Consider the following 15,898-nt stretch of genomic DNA (forward strand, 5'->3'; position numbering starts at 1 on the left):
CTCCCAGAGGATAACGCGCCGAAATGGGCATAATCTTCCAGCGCAGCTCCTGGCGCGTGGCATGGAGGGAGACAGAAAGCCGAATCCCCAAATCCTCCCGCGCCAGTCTCTCAATTTCCGGGACCAGGCCGCTGGTCGAAACCGTGATGCGGCGGGCCGCCCATCCCCTGTACTCGACCAAACGGCGTAAAGCCCGCAGGGTCGCATCGTAATTTTCTAAAGGTTCTCCAATCCCCATGACCACAAGATGCGTGAGCGGCCGCACAGCATCCAGAGTCAAAACCTGGGTGAGAATTTCTCCGGAACCCAGATCCCTCACCAGGCCCGCCCGGGTGCTGGCGCAGAAAGTGCATCCCAGACGGCAACCCACCTGAGTGGAAATACACGCCGTACAGCGATCCGAACTGGGAATAAGGGCACTCTCGATCAGATTTTTGTCTCGCAGGCGAAAGAGAAACTTTTCTGTGCCGTCAGCGGCAGCCACCCGGTCGGCAAGCTCCAAGTCCCCCAATCGAAATCTGCGACTCAGCCTTATCCGCAGTCCCTTGGACAGATTGCTCATCCCTGCAAAAGACGCGGCCCCTTTCCCGATGATCCAGGAAAGAACCTGGCGCACACGATAAGCAGGCTCCCCCCACTCGGCAAACTGGGCACAAAGCTCCTCATCGCTCAGGTCGAGCAGAAAGGGCTTGAATTTCTCCCCGGATGGGCTCATCCGGATTTACCGGTGCGAACGGCCTGGGCGTGCCAGCCGCGCGCAGCAACATTGCCTCCGAGATGACGGTGGTCGTTCACACCGCGCACGGACGGATGGCCGTTAATCCACTCCAGGGTTGTGAGGCCGGTGTTATCGAGTTGGATCGAAAGCAATGTGCGGTCAAAATCCGAACCCAGCAGGCTGGAAAGATAGGCGGCAATAACACCCCCATGCGTCACCACCGCCACAGTCCCCTCAGACGTCTCTTGACGCAGACGCTGAAAAGCCCTGGAGATGCGCTGCACAAACGGACGGGAACCCTCGGCGTTGGGAATGCGCACCGAGTGCGGATCCTTGAGCCACGACGCATACCCATTGCTGAATTGCCGGTCCACCTGAAAGGGAGTCAGCCCTTCCCAATCCCCCAGACAAATTTCCTTGAGCTCTTCAACAGGGCAGGCCTTGAGTCCGGTAGCTTCAGCCACTGCCGTCGCAGTCTGGCGGGCCCTGCGCAAAGGGCTCGTGTAGAGGTGCGAAATTTTTGTGCGCTTGAGCCGGGCGGCCAGCCTCTCGGCCTGTTTACGACCCGTTTCGCTCAAGTGTGGATTGCTCCAACCTTGAATGCGCCCCGACTCGTTCCAAGTGCTTTCCCCATGACGAATCAGCAACCATTTGAGTTTGCGATCCACCTTCTTAGTGTTTGAAATCTTGACGTCCGACATCTTCAGTCCGTACCCTCGTTAAATTCTTCTACAAAACGGTAGCCGACATTTCTCAGTGTCTCGATATAGCCCTCGGCCTCGGGGCCCAGCTTGGACCGGATCCGCCGGATATGCACATCGACTGTGCGTGTCCCGCCAAAATAATCAAAGCCCCAGACCCGGTCCAACAAATACTCCCTGGAATGGACCTTCCCCGGATTCACAGCCAAAAACTTGAGGAGTTCAAACTCCTTGAATGTGAACTCCAGACGCTGCCTGCCCAGGCGGACCTCATAACGCTCCAAATCAATGCACAAGTCCCTGAAGCGCACTTCGTGAGAACCGTTCGACGCAGACCCTCCCGGACGGGCATAGCGTTCCAGCCGCAACTGCAGCTCTTCCCGATGGGCCGGCCAAGTCAGGAAATCCGCCAACTCCCACTTTGGGTCCACTGAAGCGAGTTGAGCCGGACTCAAAACCAACAGCAAAGGCAGGGGGCTCAGCGTAGGGTTCCCCTGCAATAGTTCATAGGCCTCGTTGAGTGCAGGCGCCTGGGCCCCCGCACAACACAGACAAACCGCATCAAAGCCTGAGGCTTGGGCGCCCATACCTTCCGCCTCTTCAAAAGTCACGCAGCGCGCACTCCAGCCCAGGCCGTGCACCGCCTCACGAAATGTTTTAAAGGCCTGCGGATTGTTGGTCACGATCAAGAGTTGGGTCACTCTGCTCACCTATTACAGGTCTTTGGTCCGGACACGGCATGAGCCCTCCGGACTAAAACTGGGCATAGCGGTTGGTGATCGGTATCCGGCGGTCCTTCCCAAAAGCGCGAGGTGTAATTCTCACCCCCGGGGGACCCTGGCGTCTCTTGTACTCACTTCCGTCCACGAGTCGAATGGTGCGGCGCACCGCATCCGCCCGATGACCGGCTCGAACCAAATCCGAATAACTGCGGTCTTCCTCAACATAACCTTTGATGATCGGATCCAAGACTTCATAGGGCGGCAAAGAATCCGCATCCTTCTGCCCCTTGGCCAACTCAGCGGAGGGCGCCCGCGTCAGCACTGTGCGCGGAATGACGCACCCGACAGAATTCCGATACTCAGACAATTCGTACACCAACGTTTTCGGGACATCCTTGAGCACGGCAAAACCGCCGGCCATGTCCCCGTAAAGGGTGCAGTAGCCGGTAGCCATCTCACTCTTATTCCCGGTTGTCAAAAGCAACCACCCGTACGAATTGGAGAGAGCCATGAGCAAATTGCCCCGAATCCGCGCCTGCACATTCTCGCGCGCCAAAGCGCTGTAGTCGTGGCCGATAGTCGAGGTTAAGGATTGCTCATACTCTTTCATCAGAGACTCGATCGGAAAACGCAAAAGCCCTATCCCCAGGTTCTTTGCCAGCGCCTCGGCATCATGCATCGTGCCTTTGGAAGAGAAGGGCGAAGGCATCACCACCGCGTTAACCTGATCCGCTCCCAAAGCGTCCGCAGCAATTGCGGCCGTCAAGGCGGAATCAATCCCTCCACTCAAACCCAGACATACGGCTTTGAAACGGTTCTTGCGCACGTAGTCGCGCGTGCCCAAGACCAAGGCCTTGTAAATCTCTTCACAACGCGAAAGTTCCGGTACACGCTTGCGCCGGCCGAGTTTGGGGCGCGCTTCATTCTGAGGCTTAGGGCAACGAATCAAGCGGATCCCCGATCGATTGGATCCCCCGGCCCGCCGGTTCGCCTGGGGCCGGATCTCCAAATCATGCACAAGCAGATCCTCCTCAAAGGCATGAACCTGCGCAAGTTTCCTGCCCGCGCTCGACCAAATCTGCGAGGATCCGTCAAAAATCAGTTCATCCTGACCGCCCACCAGATTCACATAGCAAATGGCGGCGCGATGCTGGCGCGCCCGGTGCTTCAAGAGATCCTCTCTTTCGCGGCGTTTGCCGGCATGATAGGGCGAGGCCGAGGCATTCACAATAATCTGTGCTCCGGCAATTCCCCGGTCATGATCCAAGGGACCGTTTTCGCGCCAAATGTCCTCACAAATGGAGAGCGCAATGAGCAATTCCCCCAAGGCCAAGACTCCCACTGTTTTGCCCGGCGTAAAGTAGCGGCGCTCGTCAAAGACCCCGTAATTGGGCAAGCACATCTTGTGGTACACGCCGCGGATCACCCCCCCGGCAATAACGGCCAAAGCGTTGTACACATGGCCTTTCTTGTCCTCATCCACAAAACCGATGAGCGCAGTCATGCCGTGGGGCACATAGGGTGCAAGCTGGCGCAGAGTGCGTGCATTGTCCTTGCGGAACTGGGGTTTGAGCAACAAGTCCTCGGGAGGATATCCGGAAAGCGTCAACTCCGGAAACACAGTCAGATCGGCTGCCACAGCCTGCGCGCGCGCAAGCCCCTCGAGAACACGCTCTGCGTTTCCATGGAGATCACCCACAGTCAGATTGGGCTGCACCAAGGCAATGCGAAGGGTCGGATTGACAACGGCCACGTCTTATCCCCTTGTCGTTAAAATAATTATGTTATCAGAGTCAATAATGGGAAGCAAATGGGCTTAGGTCCGCACTCAAGGAGTGAGTATCGCCAGGATATCCTGCCCGGTCTCGCACTCGAGCAAGCGCTTACGGGTAGACCGGTCATGCAAATGAGTACTCAGGTAGGACAGAACTCTGAGGTAATTGTTGACCTGCTGGGCTGAAAAGACAATGAGGACAACAAAGTGAATCTTGGTCTCCTTGCCGCGCGTACGGATGGGAATCCCTTTGATTGAACGGCCGAAGCCCACGCGGATTCCCGTGACCCCGGGAGACATGGCATGCGGGATAGCTACATTGTTGCCCACATAGGTGCTCTCCTGGTTTTCACGGCGCATCACATCCTGCAGCAAACGCTTTGCGTCCTTGACCGAAGAATGATCTCCCAGAATTCCGCACATCTCGCGAATAGCGCCGTCTTTGGTCCGGGCCCTGAGGTTGAGCACCACATGCTTGTTGAGAATCAGTTTTTCTTCAGCCATTAGGAGTCTCTCTCCAATTCGAGCGGCTGGACCCACCTGCCCCGGAATTCTCCCCCGGTCAAGGAATCCAATGCCGCAGTCAGCTCTTGAAGCTTGAGTATTTCATGGAGCCCATCAGGCGTCAAGGGCTGGGAATCCGCAGAGTTCTGGAGCCAATCCAGTTGCTGGCGCCTGCGTTCGTAGTACAGACGGTTCACGTCACGCAGAATTTCATCCCGCAGTTGCGCGCGCAGACGGGATCGCCCATCAATGGAAATCTCATCACCCGACCAGATCAACTCCGTCATATCCCACCTGAGGCCCACCCCCCAGGAATCCCCGGAACTCTGCACATCCATGACCTGGTAAACAGGAAAAGTCCCTTCGTCCACCCGGTCCCCCACGGTCTGATCCGTATCCCAGTCGATGCTCACGCTGGGCAGCCAGGCGCTCCAGGCCAGACGGCGGCGCCAGGCACGAATTTGTCCGGGCCGGACATTAGCCACGCGTTCAGCCGCGTCCTGGACCTCCTCAATGCAAGGCTCGTTTTCAATCCACTCAAACCATCGATGGGTATCCACCCCAGAGTTCTGAGCCACCGCACGCGGCTCGGAGCGCTGCCACAAAAAGAAACCGCGGGCCCCCACGGCCGCAAGGTACGGGACAGAGCCGGACAAAAACGCCAAGTCCAATAGTTCACCGGGCTGCGGGGCATGGAGTTCTTCCCAGGAATTCGAACCCGGGATACCCTCCCAGATTTGTCCCCGCACCAGAGCAAGAACCGAATCCTCCAGCTCCCCTGGGCATACGGCCAAATCTGCCGGGACTTCGGCGGGAAGGCCCTGTGCAGCTTCAGACTCCCACTGCCCCTCCTGATTGAGCCGCCAGAACCGGCCCTGCCCCACAGCCCAGAGCTCTGCCTCCGATTCCTTTGCCGGAACTGCCGCCAGGCGGCAGGAAGCTCCCTCCGGAGCCTCATCAAAATCCTCATCATAGAGCTCTTCCAAAGTCATAGACGCGGCTTTGAGCTGAAGGCTTTGCTGCCACTCACCTGCCCCGTGCAACGCGCACCCGATGCCCTGCGCATTGACTGCGTAATGGGCACTCTGTGTGATTAAGATCTGATAGCAAGCTGTCTCCGGCAGTGCACGTATACGCTGGGGACTTCCCTCAGCCAGCGGTACGGCCCACAGCCCGTTGTCCGAAGCAACCAGAACCTGCTGTTTTTGCGAATCCCAAGCCAAGTCATGCACACGCCCCCAGCGATCCGCATAACTGGGCAGAGAGCTCCACTGCCCGGAGCTCAGCTCATAGCGGCAAATCCGGCTGCCTACAGAGGCAAAAAGAAAGTCCGGAATTTGAAGCAGAGCAGCGATGGGCTCAGGTGGAGCAGGCGGAGGCGGAAGGTCTTCCCATTGCCTGAGGTCCAGATTGTAGAAACAGAGCTCCCCGGTCCCGGTCCCCACATACAGCCTGCCGGACTCCGCAGAACCTGCCACGTGCAGCGGAGAGGACGCATACGGCCACCGGGACTCGGCCAGCTCCCAGTCCCAGGCAGCTCCAACCTGGCTTTGGCAGAGGAGAACGCCCGCCAGACAAAACCCAAATAAAAAACAGCCCGTACGCTTCAAGGTCTTCCCTCCTATGCCCAAAGCGTAGAGCTGTGTTTTCATTCTGTCAACAAAAATATTCTGAAACGTAAACACTTCTCAATCAGTTGCCCGGGCTCAAGCGCACAAAGCGGCGCTTCCCAACCTTGAGAAGGGCCCCGGCTTTGAGCTCGACCTGGTCATCCACTCCTTCCACGCGCCGGCCGTCTAAAACCACTCCCCCGCCCTGGATCAGGCGCCGGGCCTCGCTGCGGCTAGGAGCCATTTCACTGAGCTCCAACAGGCGCACAATCCAGATCCGGCCCTCGTTGAGCTCCGAAGCAGGCACGGTTTTCTCCGCCACATCCGTCGGATCCTCGCGTCTGGAAAAGATGCGGTCAAATTCCTCGGCTGCAGCCCGGGCGGCTTCAACGCCGTGGTAATCCGTGACAATGCTCTGAGCCAAGCGCACCTTGGCTGCCTTGGGGTGAACGCGGCCGCCCTGCACCTCCGTGCGCAGAGTCTCGATCTCACCCACCGGCACTTGGGTGAGCAACTCAAAATACTTCCACATCAGCTCATCCCCGATGGACATGAGCTTGCCGAACATCTCCCCCGGGGCCTCGTAAATGCCCACATAGTTGCCCAGGGACTTGCTCATCTTCTGGACTCCGTCCAAGCCTTCCAGAAGGGGCAGGGTCATCACCACCTGAGGGGCTTGGCCATACTCACGTTGCAGATCCCGGCCGACCAGCAAATTGAACTTCTGGTCCGTACCCCCCAATTCGATATCCGCCTGCAGAGCCACAGAATCATAGCCCTGCATCAAGGGGTACAAAAGCTCCAGCAAACTGATGGGACGGCCTTCCTTGAGGCGCTTGGAAAAATCATCGCGTTCAATGAGCCGGGCCACTGTGTAACGGGAACTCAGATCAATCACATTGGCAAAGGACATCTCCCCGAACCAACGGCTGTTGTAGCAGGTCTCGAAGAGTTCTCCCCCGGTTTGGAGCAACATGCCGATTTGATCGCGGTAAGTTTGGGCGTTGACCTCGACTTGTTCCGGGGTGAGGCGCGGCCGGGTTTGGTTTTGTCCGGAGGGATCGCCGACCAGTGAAGTGTAGTCGCCGATCAAAAACTGCACCCGGTGCCCGAGGTCCTGAAATTGTCTGAGCTTCCTGAACAGGACCGTGTGTCCCAAATGCAGATCAGGCGCGGTTGGATCAAAGCCCGCCTTCACTCGAAGAGGACGTTTCTCCTTCCGCGCCTGTTCTAATTTCTGAGCGAGTTCATCCTCAGAGATCACCTCACTCACGCCACGCGTGAGCTGCTGAAGTTGGTCCTGAGTTTCCTTACTCAAGCTCACCGTCTCACTCTTTAGTTTTGTCCGGCTCCGTCTCCGTGGACGCTTTAGGCTCCTCTTGGGCCTTGGCCTGGGAATCCCCATCAGAGTCGCCGCCATCCACGGCCTCCACGGAGTCGGGCTCATCAGACCCTTCCTGCGCCTTTTCCAAGGCCGCTGCGGCACTCGCGGCAATGATGGCTTTGAAATCATGAGGCTGATCCAAATCCATCATGCTCAAACCGACTTGCCGCTTATCGTTGTCGACCTTGATCACACGGACACGCACTTCTTTGCCCACATGGTCTTTGAAGACATCCTCAAGCGAACCCTGCGGTTTTTCCGGCAGCTCCGAAACATGGACCAACCCTTCGACATCCTGCTCGAGTTCCACGAACAATCCAAAGTTAGTGATCTTCGTGATGTGTCCGTCGACCTCCTTGCCGATCGGGTACTCCTCCAGAATGCGGCTCCAGGGATCGGTGATCAATTGCTTCAGACCCAAACCGATTTTTTGCTGGTCCGCGTCCACAGTCAAGATGACCACGTCAACCTCTTGACCCTTTTTGAGGATCTCGGCCGGATGGTTTACCTTGCGAGTCCAGGACATGTCGGAGATGTGGATGAGGCCTTCGAGATCATCATCCAGCTCCACAAAGGCACCGTACTCCACAAAGTGGCGCACTTTGCCTTTGACCTTGGAGCCCACCGGATAAGCCGCCTGGGCAGCAGCCCAAGGATTGGCCTGGGTCTGCTTGTAGCCCAAAGCCACTTTCTGCTTATCCTGGTCCACATTGAGCACGACCACCGTGATCTGGTCCCCAACCGTGAGGACCTGATTCGGATGTTCGACACGGCGCGTCCAAGAGAGCTCGGAGACGTGAACAAGTCCCTCAATTCCCTTCTCCAGCTCCACAAAGGCGCCGTAGGGCATGAGGTTAACAACCTTGCCGGCGACTTGGTCGCCGACATTGTACTTGGTCTCCACATTTTCCCAAGGACTGGGGATGGTCTGCTTGAGGCCCAAAGAGATCTTCATGTTCTCCTGGTCAAAATCCAGGATCTTTACGTTGATCGAATCCCCCACGCTCACAACCTCGCTCGGATGGTTGAGCCGGCCCCATCCCATATCCGTGATATGCAACAGTCCGTCCACTCCTCCGCCAAGATCAATAAACGCACCAAAGTCCGTGATATTCTTGACCACACCTTCACGGATCTGGCCGACCTCAAGATCTACGAGCAACTTGCCGCGGGCCTCTTCGCGCTCGGCCATAAGCACCTCACGGCGGGAAAGCACCACATTCTTGCGGCTGCGGTTGACCTTGATGATTTTGAATTTGTACGTCTGGCTCACCATCCGGTTGAGGTCCGGATACCCCTTTGTGGAGGTCAAGGAGGCGGGCAAAAAGGCCTCAATTCCAATATCCACCATCAAACCGCCCTTGACCTTGCGAGTGACACGGCCCTGAATGAGTTCACCTTCCTCATAATTAGAGATAAAGCGTTCCCATCCGAGCGTGCGTTCCGCCTTCTGCCGGGACAACACAACCATGCCGTCCTCGTCCTCACACACCTCCACGAGCACGTCAATTTCGTCGCCGACAGCGACCGGCGCGTTGTTGAACTCATGGAGAGGGATGACTCCCTCGGACTTATAACCGACATCCACCACAACCTCGCCCTTGGACACGGAAAGGATCTTTCCCTTAACCACCGCGCCCTCGTCCAGGTCGTTCATGGATTCTTCGTAAAGAGCTGCCAGCTCTTCGTCCAGCTCTTGATCTTCCTGACTGACTTGCTCCAGCTCCTCTGGGAGCTGATCTTCTTTGCTCACTAAACTCACTGCAATCACCTCGTGTTCATAGATTTGCCGGCCCTGGGACCGAGCCCATGAGCCGACATAGTGGTGGATAATACCACAACCAGGGGGTTTAAGGCAAGAGACGCCCGCCAGCTGCATCCGCGCAACACCTCAGGGACAGGTCTCGCCTATTCTTTTCGCAGCATGGACTTACACGAGAACCGTCCCCTTGGGTCATGGTATCGGGTCGGTCGAGATGCTCCGCCAGCTGTCTCGAGGCACGGCTCTCCAAGGACGTTGGGGGGACACATCTCCGAAGGAGATATGTCCCCTGTAACTAGCCAACACGGCAGGGGTACCCCGCACACACAAAGGAATCGGTTTATCCGCGCTTGAGGGAGGGGCGGCCCCCCGTACTTCACCATTCAATGAAAAAACTATATAAGGCGATCCGGAGCGAGGTGGCCGGTCCCGACCGTAGTGCGGAAAAATTGTCCAAAGGAAGACTTCTTAGAGTCTCTGGCGGCGTTCGGAGGCTCTTTCAAGAGTGGCGGTGAGGGTCTGGTCCCGGCCCGACCGGACCTGGCGCTCCACCTTCTGGAGTTCAGCAATCAGAGCCTTCAGCCCCCGTCCGATTTCTTTGCGATTCGTGACACAAATATCGCGCCACAGTTCAGGGGAGCCGGCAGCAATCCGAGTACTATCCATGAACCCGCTTCCTGCAAAGGCGAGCTGCTCATCGGTCGCGGCATTGACCAGGGCCACAGCCGCCAGATGGGGCACATGGCTGATAGCCGCCACCAAACGATCGTGCTCCCCCGGGCTCAGAAGTTTGACCTTGCATCCGATGGAACGCCAAAGCTTTTCAACCCGGCGCTGGGAGGCCCCATGAGTTCTGGCCGTCGGCGTCACAAAACAGGGAGCCCCCTCGTACAAGTCTGGCGATGCCGCCATAATACCGGTCAGGTGCGACCCGCACATGGGATGGGAGCCCACCACATGAGTCCCCTTGTGCAGAAGCTTCTGGAGTTCAGTCAGGATCTCCAGCTTGGTGCTGCCCACATCAGTCACCACGGCTTGACTCTGCAGCGCTCCTGCAATCCTCTCAACCAAACCAGCCATCGTCGACAGAGGGGTGCACAGGACAACGAGCTCTGCACCTGCCACAGCAGGCTGCGGGTCGGAAAAAACCTGGTCCACGGCCTCGAGCTTGAGCGCGGCTTTCCGCACGCTCTCCTTGCGCGCAAAACCCGACACACAGCGCGTCACACCCCTTTGTTTGAGCGCCATTCCCAGGGAGCCTCCCATCAGTCCCAGGCCGAGAATCGCGACTGTGTCAAACAGGGGTTTTTCCTGGTTCGATTTAGACATCGCGCCCCACACTCTGTGCCACCTTCTGCAGCTCTCGCATCAGTTTGCTGAAATTCCTGGGAAGGAGCGCATGAGGCCCGCAAGACAAGGACTCCTCCGGCTTGGCGTGCACTTCCAAAATAAGGCCGTCCGCACCCGCCGCCACAGCGGCTAAGGCCATGGGCAGTACCCGCCCCCACTTCCCAACCGCATGACTGGGCTCGACCACGACCGGCAAGTGCGAGTACTGCTTCACAATCGGAATTACACTCAGATCCAAAGTAAACTGAGTTTCGGATTCAAAGGTCCGGATTCCGCGTTCACAGAAAATAATTTGGGTATTGCCCTTTGCCGCAATGTATTCAGCGGCAAGGAGCCACTCCTTAACCATTGAGGCCAAACCGCGCTGCAGAACCACCGGCTTTTTAATCTGCCCCACAGCACTGAGCAAATTATAATTCTGCATATTGCGCGCACCCACTTGAAGAATGTCCGCATACTTCGCGACAAGCTCAACATCATTGATGCTCATAACCTCTGTAATCATCTTTAAACCGCATTTATCACAAGCCTCGCGCATCAAGACCAGGCCTTCTTCCCCCAAACCCTGCACGCTCACGGGCGCACTACTCGGTCTAAAAGCACTCCCGCGCAGCACCCCTGCTCCGGCCTTCTTCACTTTACGAGCAACTTCAAAGAGATTCTCACGGCAATCCAGTGTGCATGGCCCCGCCATAGTCACAATCTTTTTGCCGCCTATACTCACGTCGCCGATATGGATAATAGAATTCGCAGGCCTAAATTCCCGCGAAACCAGTTTGTAGGGAGCGGTAACCTCGAGCACCTTCTCCACACCTGGAAAGATGGAGAGAGGCTCTGTACGCAGGCGGTTCTCATCCCCAATGACTCCGATAATCGTGCGTTCCACACCCTTGGAGACCATGGGTTTGAGCCCGATAGCCCGCACTCTATCCAGGATGTGGTCCACCTGCTTCTGGGTGATATCCGGTTTTAAGACTATGATCATGCCCTCATCTCCTGCTTAAGGACACGGATAAAGCGCTCATTCTCGGCACAACTGCCCACAGTCACCCTTAAACAACCCGGCAAGTCCCAAGCCCCCAGATCCCTGATGATAATTCCCTTCATGAGGATCCTGCGGGCCAGTTGCTTGGCCGGCTCTTTGACCCGGAACATGACAAAATTTGTGGCCGAGGGCACAAAATCAATGCCCAGTTTTTCGAATTCTTCGTAAAGATACTGTTTTCCCTGATGGGTCAATCGCAGGGTCAGGGACAAATGGGAACGATCCCGGAGAGCGGCCAGGCCTCCGATTTGGGCCAGCAGGTTAACATTAAAGGGCTCTCGTACCTGATCCAGCGCCTGGATCATGTCCTTGTCCGCCATCCCGTACCCGATCCGCAGTCCCGCCAAACCATAGGCCTTGGAAAATGTCCGGCTGACCAGAATCGGGTGTTTCCGGATCCAGTTCAGAACGTCCGGGAAATCCTCCTTGGGTGCAAACTCAAAATAGGCTTCATCCATAAAAATCAGGAGGTCCTTGGGCAGATCTTGCATAAAACTCTCAAATTCATTCTTTGTAAAATAGCTGCCGGAAGGATTGTCAGGATTGGCAAAAAACACTAACTTGGTGCGTTTGTTCACAGCCGCCTTCATCGCCTCCAGGTCATAGCGCCAATTCTTTAGCGGTACGCTCACGATCTTAGCTCCCGCAATCTGTGCCGCGATCTCATAAATGAGAAAGGTCGGAGACGCAACCAGCACTTCGTCTCCGGGGGAGATAAAGGCACGATACATCAGAGTAATCAGTTCATCTGAGCCGTTTCCAAAGATGAGTTGTTCGGGCTTGAGCTCCAACCTGGAAGCTAGAGCATCGCGCAGGTAAAAGCATCCGCTCTCCGGATACTGATAAACAGATTCCGCATAGCGGCGAATCGCCTCCACTGCCTTTGGCGAAGCCCCAAAAGCATTCTCATTGGAAGCCATCTTGGTCACACGCTTCAGTCCGAGCTCGCGCCGCACCTCATCCACAGGCGTACCCGGGATATAGGGTTTCAAGTGATTGAGTTGGGATCGTTTGAGATCTTGGATTCTCTTCATTGCTGAGTCCGCTAGGGAGCCGTCGGGTAAGACCCCAATACTTTCAAGTAAGTACAGTACTTCTGCAGTTCGTCAATCGCCTTTTTGACCTTCGGATCTGCCTGGTGTCCGACCAAATCTACAAAGAAATAATATTCCCAGGCCCGCCTGCGCGAGGGCCGGGATTCGATCTTGACCAAATTGAGCCCATTGCGTTTAAAGGGCGCCAACATCTCCTGCAAGGCCCCAATTTTATCTTTCACGGAAAACATGAGCGAGGTCTTGGCCCTGCGCGTCCGGCTGGCGCTTTCCGTGCCGATCACCAAGAAGCGGGTCACATTATCGTTCAGGTCTTCAATAGAGCGCGCCACTATCTTGAGCTTGTAGTGCCGGGCCGCCAGATCACTGGCAATTGCACCCGTCCCCTTTTCCCGGGACGCCATCTCCGCACCCAGGGAAGTGCTGGAAACAGGCACGAGCTCAACGTGAGGCGCATGGGCCTCCAGCCAGGCACGGCATTGGCCGAACACCTCCGCCTTCGAATAAATCTTCTTGATGGATGAAAGGGCCCCCGTGGACATGAGATTGTGCCGGATATCCATAAAGAGTTCCGAACAAATCTGTAGATCCGATTCCATGAAAAGGTCATAGCTGTGATTGACCGCACCTTCCGTGGAATTCTCAATGGGAACCACTCCGTGATGGGAGCGCCCTTTTTCGACCTCGACAAAAACCTCGCCAATGGTCTGGCACTCCCGGTATTCCACGGCATCCCCGAATTTCTTTAAGGAAGCCAAGTGGGTAAAACTCCACTCCGGGCCCAAATAGGCCACGGTCATAGGCTGCTCCAGGGCAATAGAAGCCGACATGATTTCGCGATAAATCGCAATGATCGCCTTCTTGTTCAGCGGGCCTTTGTTCATCTCCAAAAGACGCCGGTAAACTTCACTCTCACGCTCAGGCACATAAGCCCGCTTGCCGGCCCGGTTTTTGATCGCACCGATTTCCTGCGTGCAGCCGGCGCGCTCGTTCAGCAGTTTCAGAAGCTGAGAATCAATAAGATCAATTTTCTTGCGCAGACTCTGCATGCGGCTGGGCATCTTCTGTCGTCTCCTGTGCGGGTTCCGTCTCCCCGGTGTCTTCGTTTTCCTCGGCCTCCGCCATCGTGCCCGTTGTAGAGGCGCCGGCGTCCACCATATTGGCGGGAATCAGATTTTTGACTTCGCCCGGCCTGGGCAAATCCTTTAAGGAATCCAGGCCGAAATACTCCAGGAACTCCCGCGAAGTACCGTAAAGCAAAGGCCGTCCGGGGGTCTCCTTACGGCCGCTGATGCGGATCAATCGTTTCTCGATCAAAGTTCCCAAGGCCGCATCCGCGCTCACTCCTCGAACCGCTTCGATGTCGTGACGCGTCAAAGGCTGCCGGTACGCAATGATCGCCAAGGTCTCCAAACACGCGCGGCTCAGTCTTTCGGCAAATCGCTTTTTGTAAACACGCTTCAACCACTCCGAAGTATCAGGGTGTGTCGTGAAGCGCAAGCCCCCGGCCACCTCCACAATACGCAGGCCCCGCTGCCGCTCTTCCAGCTCTTGTTTGAGCTCGGCAATAGCGTCCACGATCTCAGAGCGTTCCGCTTCTTCCATAAACTTGAGCAGCTCGTGGAGAGTCACGGGTTTCTCACTGACAAAGAGAATGGCTTCTATGATTTGCTTGATTCGGGTTCTATCCATGGATCCGTATTCCTCACTAGCTCGATTTCAGAAAAAGGCCGGTCTTGACGCACCAGGAGCTCACTCTGCCGCGTGAGTTCCAAAATGGCCAAAAAGGTAACCACGATCTCTATACGGCTGCGGGCTTCCAGGATTACTTCACTGAGTTTGACGATTCTTCTCTCCGCGAGCAAATGCAGCAAGAGGTGGACTTTTTCTTCCACCGTCACCTCTGCTCCACGGATTTCAATGGCGGTATTCTGAGGCAGCTTCTGCATTGCATCAGAAAAGGCGGCAATCAAGTCAAATAGCGTCACGTCAAAGGAGGGTTCCGGATCCTGCGATTTGAGATCCAGCCCTCTGAGACCGGAGTCCCGTGTTAGCATATTCTTCTGCTCGTCTTCAATACCCTGCAAGGACTTGGCGATCTCTTTGACCTTCTCGTATTCCTTGAGCTGCTCCGCAAGCCGGAACCGGGGGTCTTCCTCAAGATCCTCGTCTTCAAAATCCGGATCCGGCGGCAGAAGCATCCGGCTCTTGAGCTGAATCAGAGTGGCCGCCATGACCACAAAATCCCCGGCCACATCCATATCGAGCATCTGCATACAACTCAGATACTCCAAGTATTGGCCGGTAATTTCGGCAATGGGAATATTGCCGATATCCACTTCGGATTTACGGATAAGGTAGAGAAGAAGGTCCAGAGGTCCTTCAAATACTTGTAAGCGAATATTGTAGGACATACTTTGGAGTCGGCAGCTTGACGAATGTCCTGCCGGAGAATCCCGAAGCGCTTAGCTCACCAGCTTTCGAGCCACCTTCCGCGTGTCAAAGACTTCGAGGATATCGCCGGCATTGAGATTTGCAAATCCCTCCACGGACATACCGCACTCTGTTCCCTCGAAAACCTCCTTTACTTCGTCCTTGAACCGTTTCAGGTTCCGCAGCTTGCTCGTGTAAATAACTTCATCATTCCGAATGACACGCACCTTAGAACCGCGAAAGATTTTCCCTGAAGTGACCATGCATCCCGCAACCTTCCCGACTTTTGTAATCTTAAAAATCTGCAGTACTTCGGCCCGGCCATGAATCGTTTCTTCAATCATGGGCTCCAGCAGGCCTTCCAGCGCTGCATGAATCGCCGCAGTAGCCTCATAAATAATGTTGTAAATCTGAACGTCGACCTGTTTCTCCTTGGCAAGAGCTTCCGCCTCGTTGGTCAAAGTCGTTCCAAACCCGATTAGAAGCGCACCGCTTACATCGGCAAGAATCACGTCCGAATCATTGATCTGCCCAACACCCTTATGCAAAATGGTCATCCGGATTTGGTCATTGGATAAACGGGATAAGTCCGAGACCAAAGCCTCCAGAGAACCTTGCACATCGGCTTTCACCACCAATCGCAGTTCTTTGATGGAGCCCGCCTGAATCAGGTCATGCAGATCTTCCAAACGCACGCGCTGGAACTCAACCATGGACTTCTGCCGGGTCGAGGCCTTCCTGGACTCCACTACTTCGCGAAGCTTCTTTTCGTCTTCCACGGCATAGAAAACATCTCCCGCCTGAGGCACTCCGGACAAGCCCAGAATTGCCACAGGCTTGGCC

General features: G+C 56.0%; 15 protein-coding genes. All 15 read right to left on the bottom strand.

The genetic code is table 11. From position 1 onward, the window contains the following. Positions 1–715: 23S rRNA (adenine(2503)-C(2))-methyltransferase RlmN (locus tag JW937_04045; protein MBN1586585.1), on the bottom strand; the 715-nt coding region annotated here is incomplete at its 3' end. Next, complete coding sequence (locus JW937_04050) at positions 712–1,419, bottom strand: histidine phosphatase family protein (protein ID MBN1586586.1); 708 nt, start codon at positions 1,417–1,419, stop codon at positions 712–714. The genes JW937_04045 and JW937_04050, both read right to left, overlap by 4 nt. A 2-nt stretch (positions 1,420–1,421) precedes the next feature. Beyond that, positions 1,422–2,120, bottom strand: a complete 699-nt coding sequence (locus JW937_04055; protein ID MBN1586587.1) for a response regulator transcription factor — start codon at positions 2,118–2,120, stop codon at positions 1,422–1,424. A 52-nt stretch (positions 2,121–2,172) separates the two neighbouring features. Continuing rightward, positions 2,173–3,894 (bottom strand): NAD+ synthase, encoded by a 1,722-nt coding sequence (locus JW937_04060; GenBank protein MBN1586588.1) that lies wholly within the window; start codon positions 3,892–3,894, stop codon positions 2,173–2,175. A gap of 75 nt (positions 3,895–3,969) precedes the next feature. After that, complete coding sequence (locus tag JW937_04065) at positions 3,970–4,419, bottom strand: PTS sugar transporter subunit IIA (GenBank protein ID MBN1586589.1); 450 nt, start codon at positions 4,417–4,419, stop codon at positions 3,970–3,972. Then, a complete protein-coding gene (locus tag JW937_04070; GenBank protein ID MBN1586590.1) occupies positions 4,419–6,071 on the bottom strand; it encodes a hypothetical protein in 1,653 nt (550 codons plus the stop codon). Before JW937_04070 ends, JW937_04065 begins: the two co-directional genes overlap by 1 nt. A 40-nt stretch (positions 6,072–6,111) precedes the next feature. Further along, on the bottom strand, positions 6,112–7,434 hold the full coding sequence (locus JW937_04075) for a tyrosine--tRNA ligase (protein MBN1586591.1): 1,323 nt from the start codon (positions 7,432–7,434) through the stop codon (positions 6,112–6,114). Continuing rightward, positions 7,358–9,166, bottom strand: a complete 1,809-nt coding sequence (gene rpsA, locus JW937_04080; GenBank protein ID MBN1586592.1) for a 30S ribosomal protein S1 — start codon at positions 9,164–9,166, stop codon at positions 7,358–7,360. The genes JW937_04075 and rpsA overlap by 77 nt, the downstream gene beginning before the upstream one ends. Positions 9,167–9,643: 477 nt before the next feature. Continuing rightward, entirely contained in the window at positions 9,644–10,504 is an 861-nt protein-coding gene (locus tag JW937_04085) for a prephenate dehydrogenase/arogenate dehydrogenase family protein (protein ID MBN1586593.1), read from the bottom strand. Then, positions 10,497–11,510 (bottom strand): 3-deoxy-7-phosphoheptulonate synthase, encoded by a 1,014-nt coding sequence (gene aroF / locus JW937_04090; protein ID MBN1586594.1) that lies wholly within the window; start codon positions 11,508–11,510, stop codon positions 10,497–10,499. Before aroF ends, JW937_04085 begins: the two co-directional genes overlap by 8 nt. Next, a complete protein-coding gene (locus tag JW937_04095) occupies positions 11,507–12,604 on the bottom strand; it encodes a histidinol-phosphate transaminase (protein MBN1586595.1) in 1,098 nt (365 codons plus the stop codon). Before JW937_04095 ends, aroF begins: the two co-directional genes overlap by 4 nt. Positions 12,605–12,615: 11 nt before the next feature. Continuing rightward, on the bottom strand, positions 12,616–13,683 hold the full coding sequence (pheA, locus tag JW937_04100; GenBank protein MBN1586596.1) for a prephenate dehydratase: 1,068 nt from the start codon (positions 13,681–13,683) through the stop codon (positions 12,616–12,618). Continuing rightward, positions 13,646–14,314 (bottom strand): SMC-Scp complex subunit ScpB, encoded by a 669-nt coding sequence (gene scpB / locus JW937_04105; GenBank protein MBN1586597.1) that lies wholly within the window; start codon positions 14,312–14,314, stop codon positions 13,646–13,648. The genes pheA and scpB overlap by 38 nt, the downstream gene beginning before the upstream one ends. Beyond that, positions 14,284–15,036, bottom strand: a complete 753-nt coding sequence (locus tag JW937_04110) for a segregation/condensation protein A (GenBank protein ID MBN1586598.1) — start codon at positions 15,034–15,036, stop codon at positions 14,284–14,286. The genes scpB and JW937_04110 overlap by 31 nt, the downstream gene beginning before the upstream one ends. Positions 15,037–15,087: 51 nt before the next feature. Then, a partial coding sequence (locus JW937_04115) for a translation initiation factor IF-2 (GenBank protein MBN1586599.1) occupies positions 15,088–15,898 on the bottom strand: 811 nt, incomplete at its 5' end.

The organism is Candidatus Omnitrophota bacterium (assembly GCA_016929445.1).
In the GTDB taxonomy this organism is placed as follows: Bacteria; Omnitrophota; Gorgyraeia; order JAFGIU01; family JAFGIU01; genus JAFGIU01.

Coding starts and splice junctions, on each gene's coding strand:
- JW937_04065 (MBN1586589.1), bottom strand. CDS start 4,419: ATGGCTGAAGAAAAACTGATTCTCAACAAGCATGTGGTGCTCAACCTC.
- pheA (MBN1586596.1), bottom strand. CDS start 13,683: ATGCCCAGCCGCATGCAGAGTCTGCGCAAGAAAATTGATCTTATTGAT.
- JW937_04070 (MBN1586590.1), bottom strand. CDS start 6,071: ATGAAAACACAGCTCTACGCTTTGGGCATAGGAGGGAAGACCTTGAAG.
- JW937_04110 (MBN1586598.1), bottom strand. CDS start 15,036: ATGTCCTACAATATTCGCTTACAAGTATTTGAAGGACCTCTGGACCTT.
- JW937_04075 (MBN1586591.1), bottom strand. CDS start 7,434: ATGGGGATTCCCAGGCCAAGGCCCAAGAGGAGCCTAAAGCGTCCACGG.
- JW937_04050 (MBN1586586.1), bottom strand. CDS start 1,419: ATGTCGGACGTCAAGATTTCAAACACTAAGAAGGTGGATCGCAAACTC.
- scpB (MBN1586597.1), bottom strand. CDS start 14,314: ATGGATAGAACCCGAATCAAGCAAATCATAGAAGCCATTCTCTTTGTC.
- aroF (MBN1586594.1), bottom strand. CDS start 11,510: ATGATCATAGTCTTAAAACCGGATATCACCCAGAAGCAGGTGGACCAC.
- JW937_04095 (MBN1586595.1), bottom strand. CDS start 12,604: ATGAAGAGAATCCAAGATCTCAAACGATCCCAACTCAATCACTTGAAA.
- JW937_04085 (MBN1586593.1), bottom strand. CDS start 10,504: ATGTCTAAATCGAACCAGGAAAAACCCCTGTTTGACACAGTCGCGATT.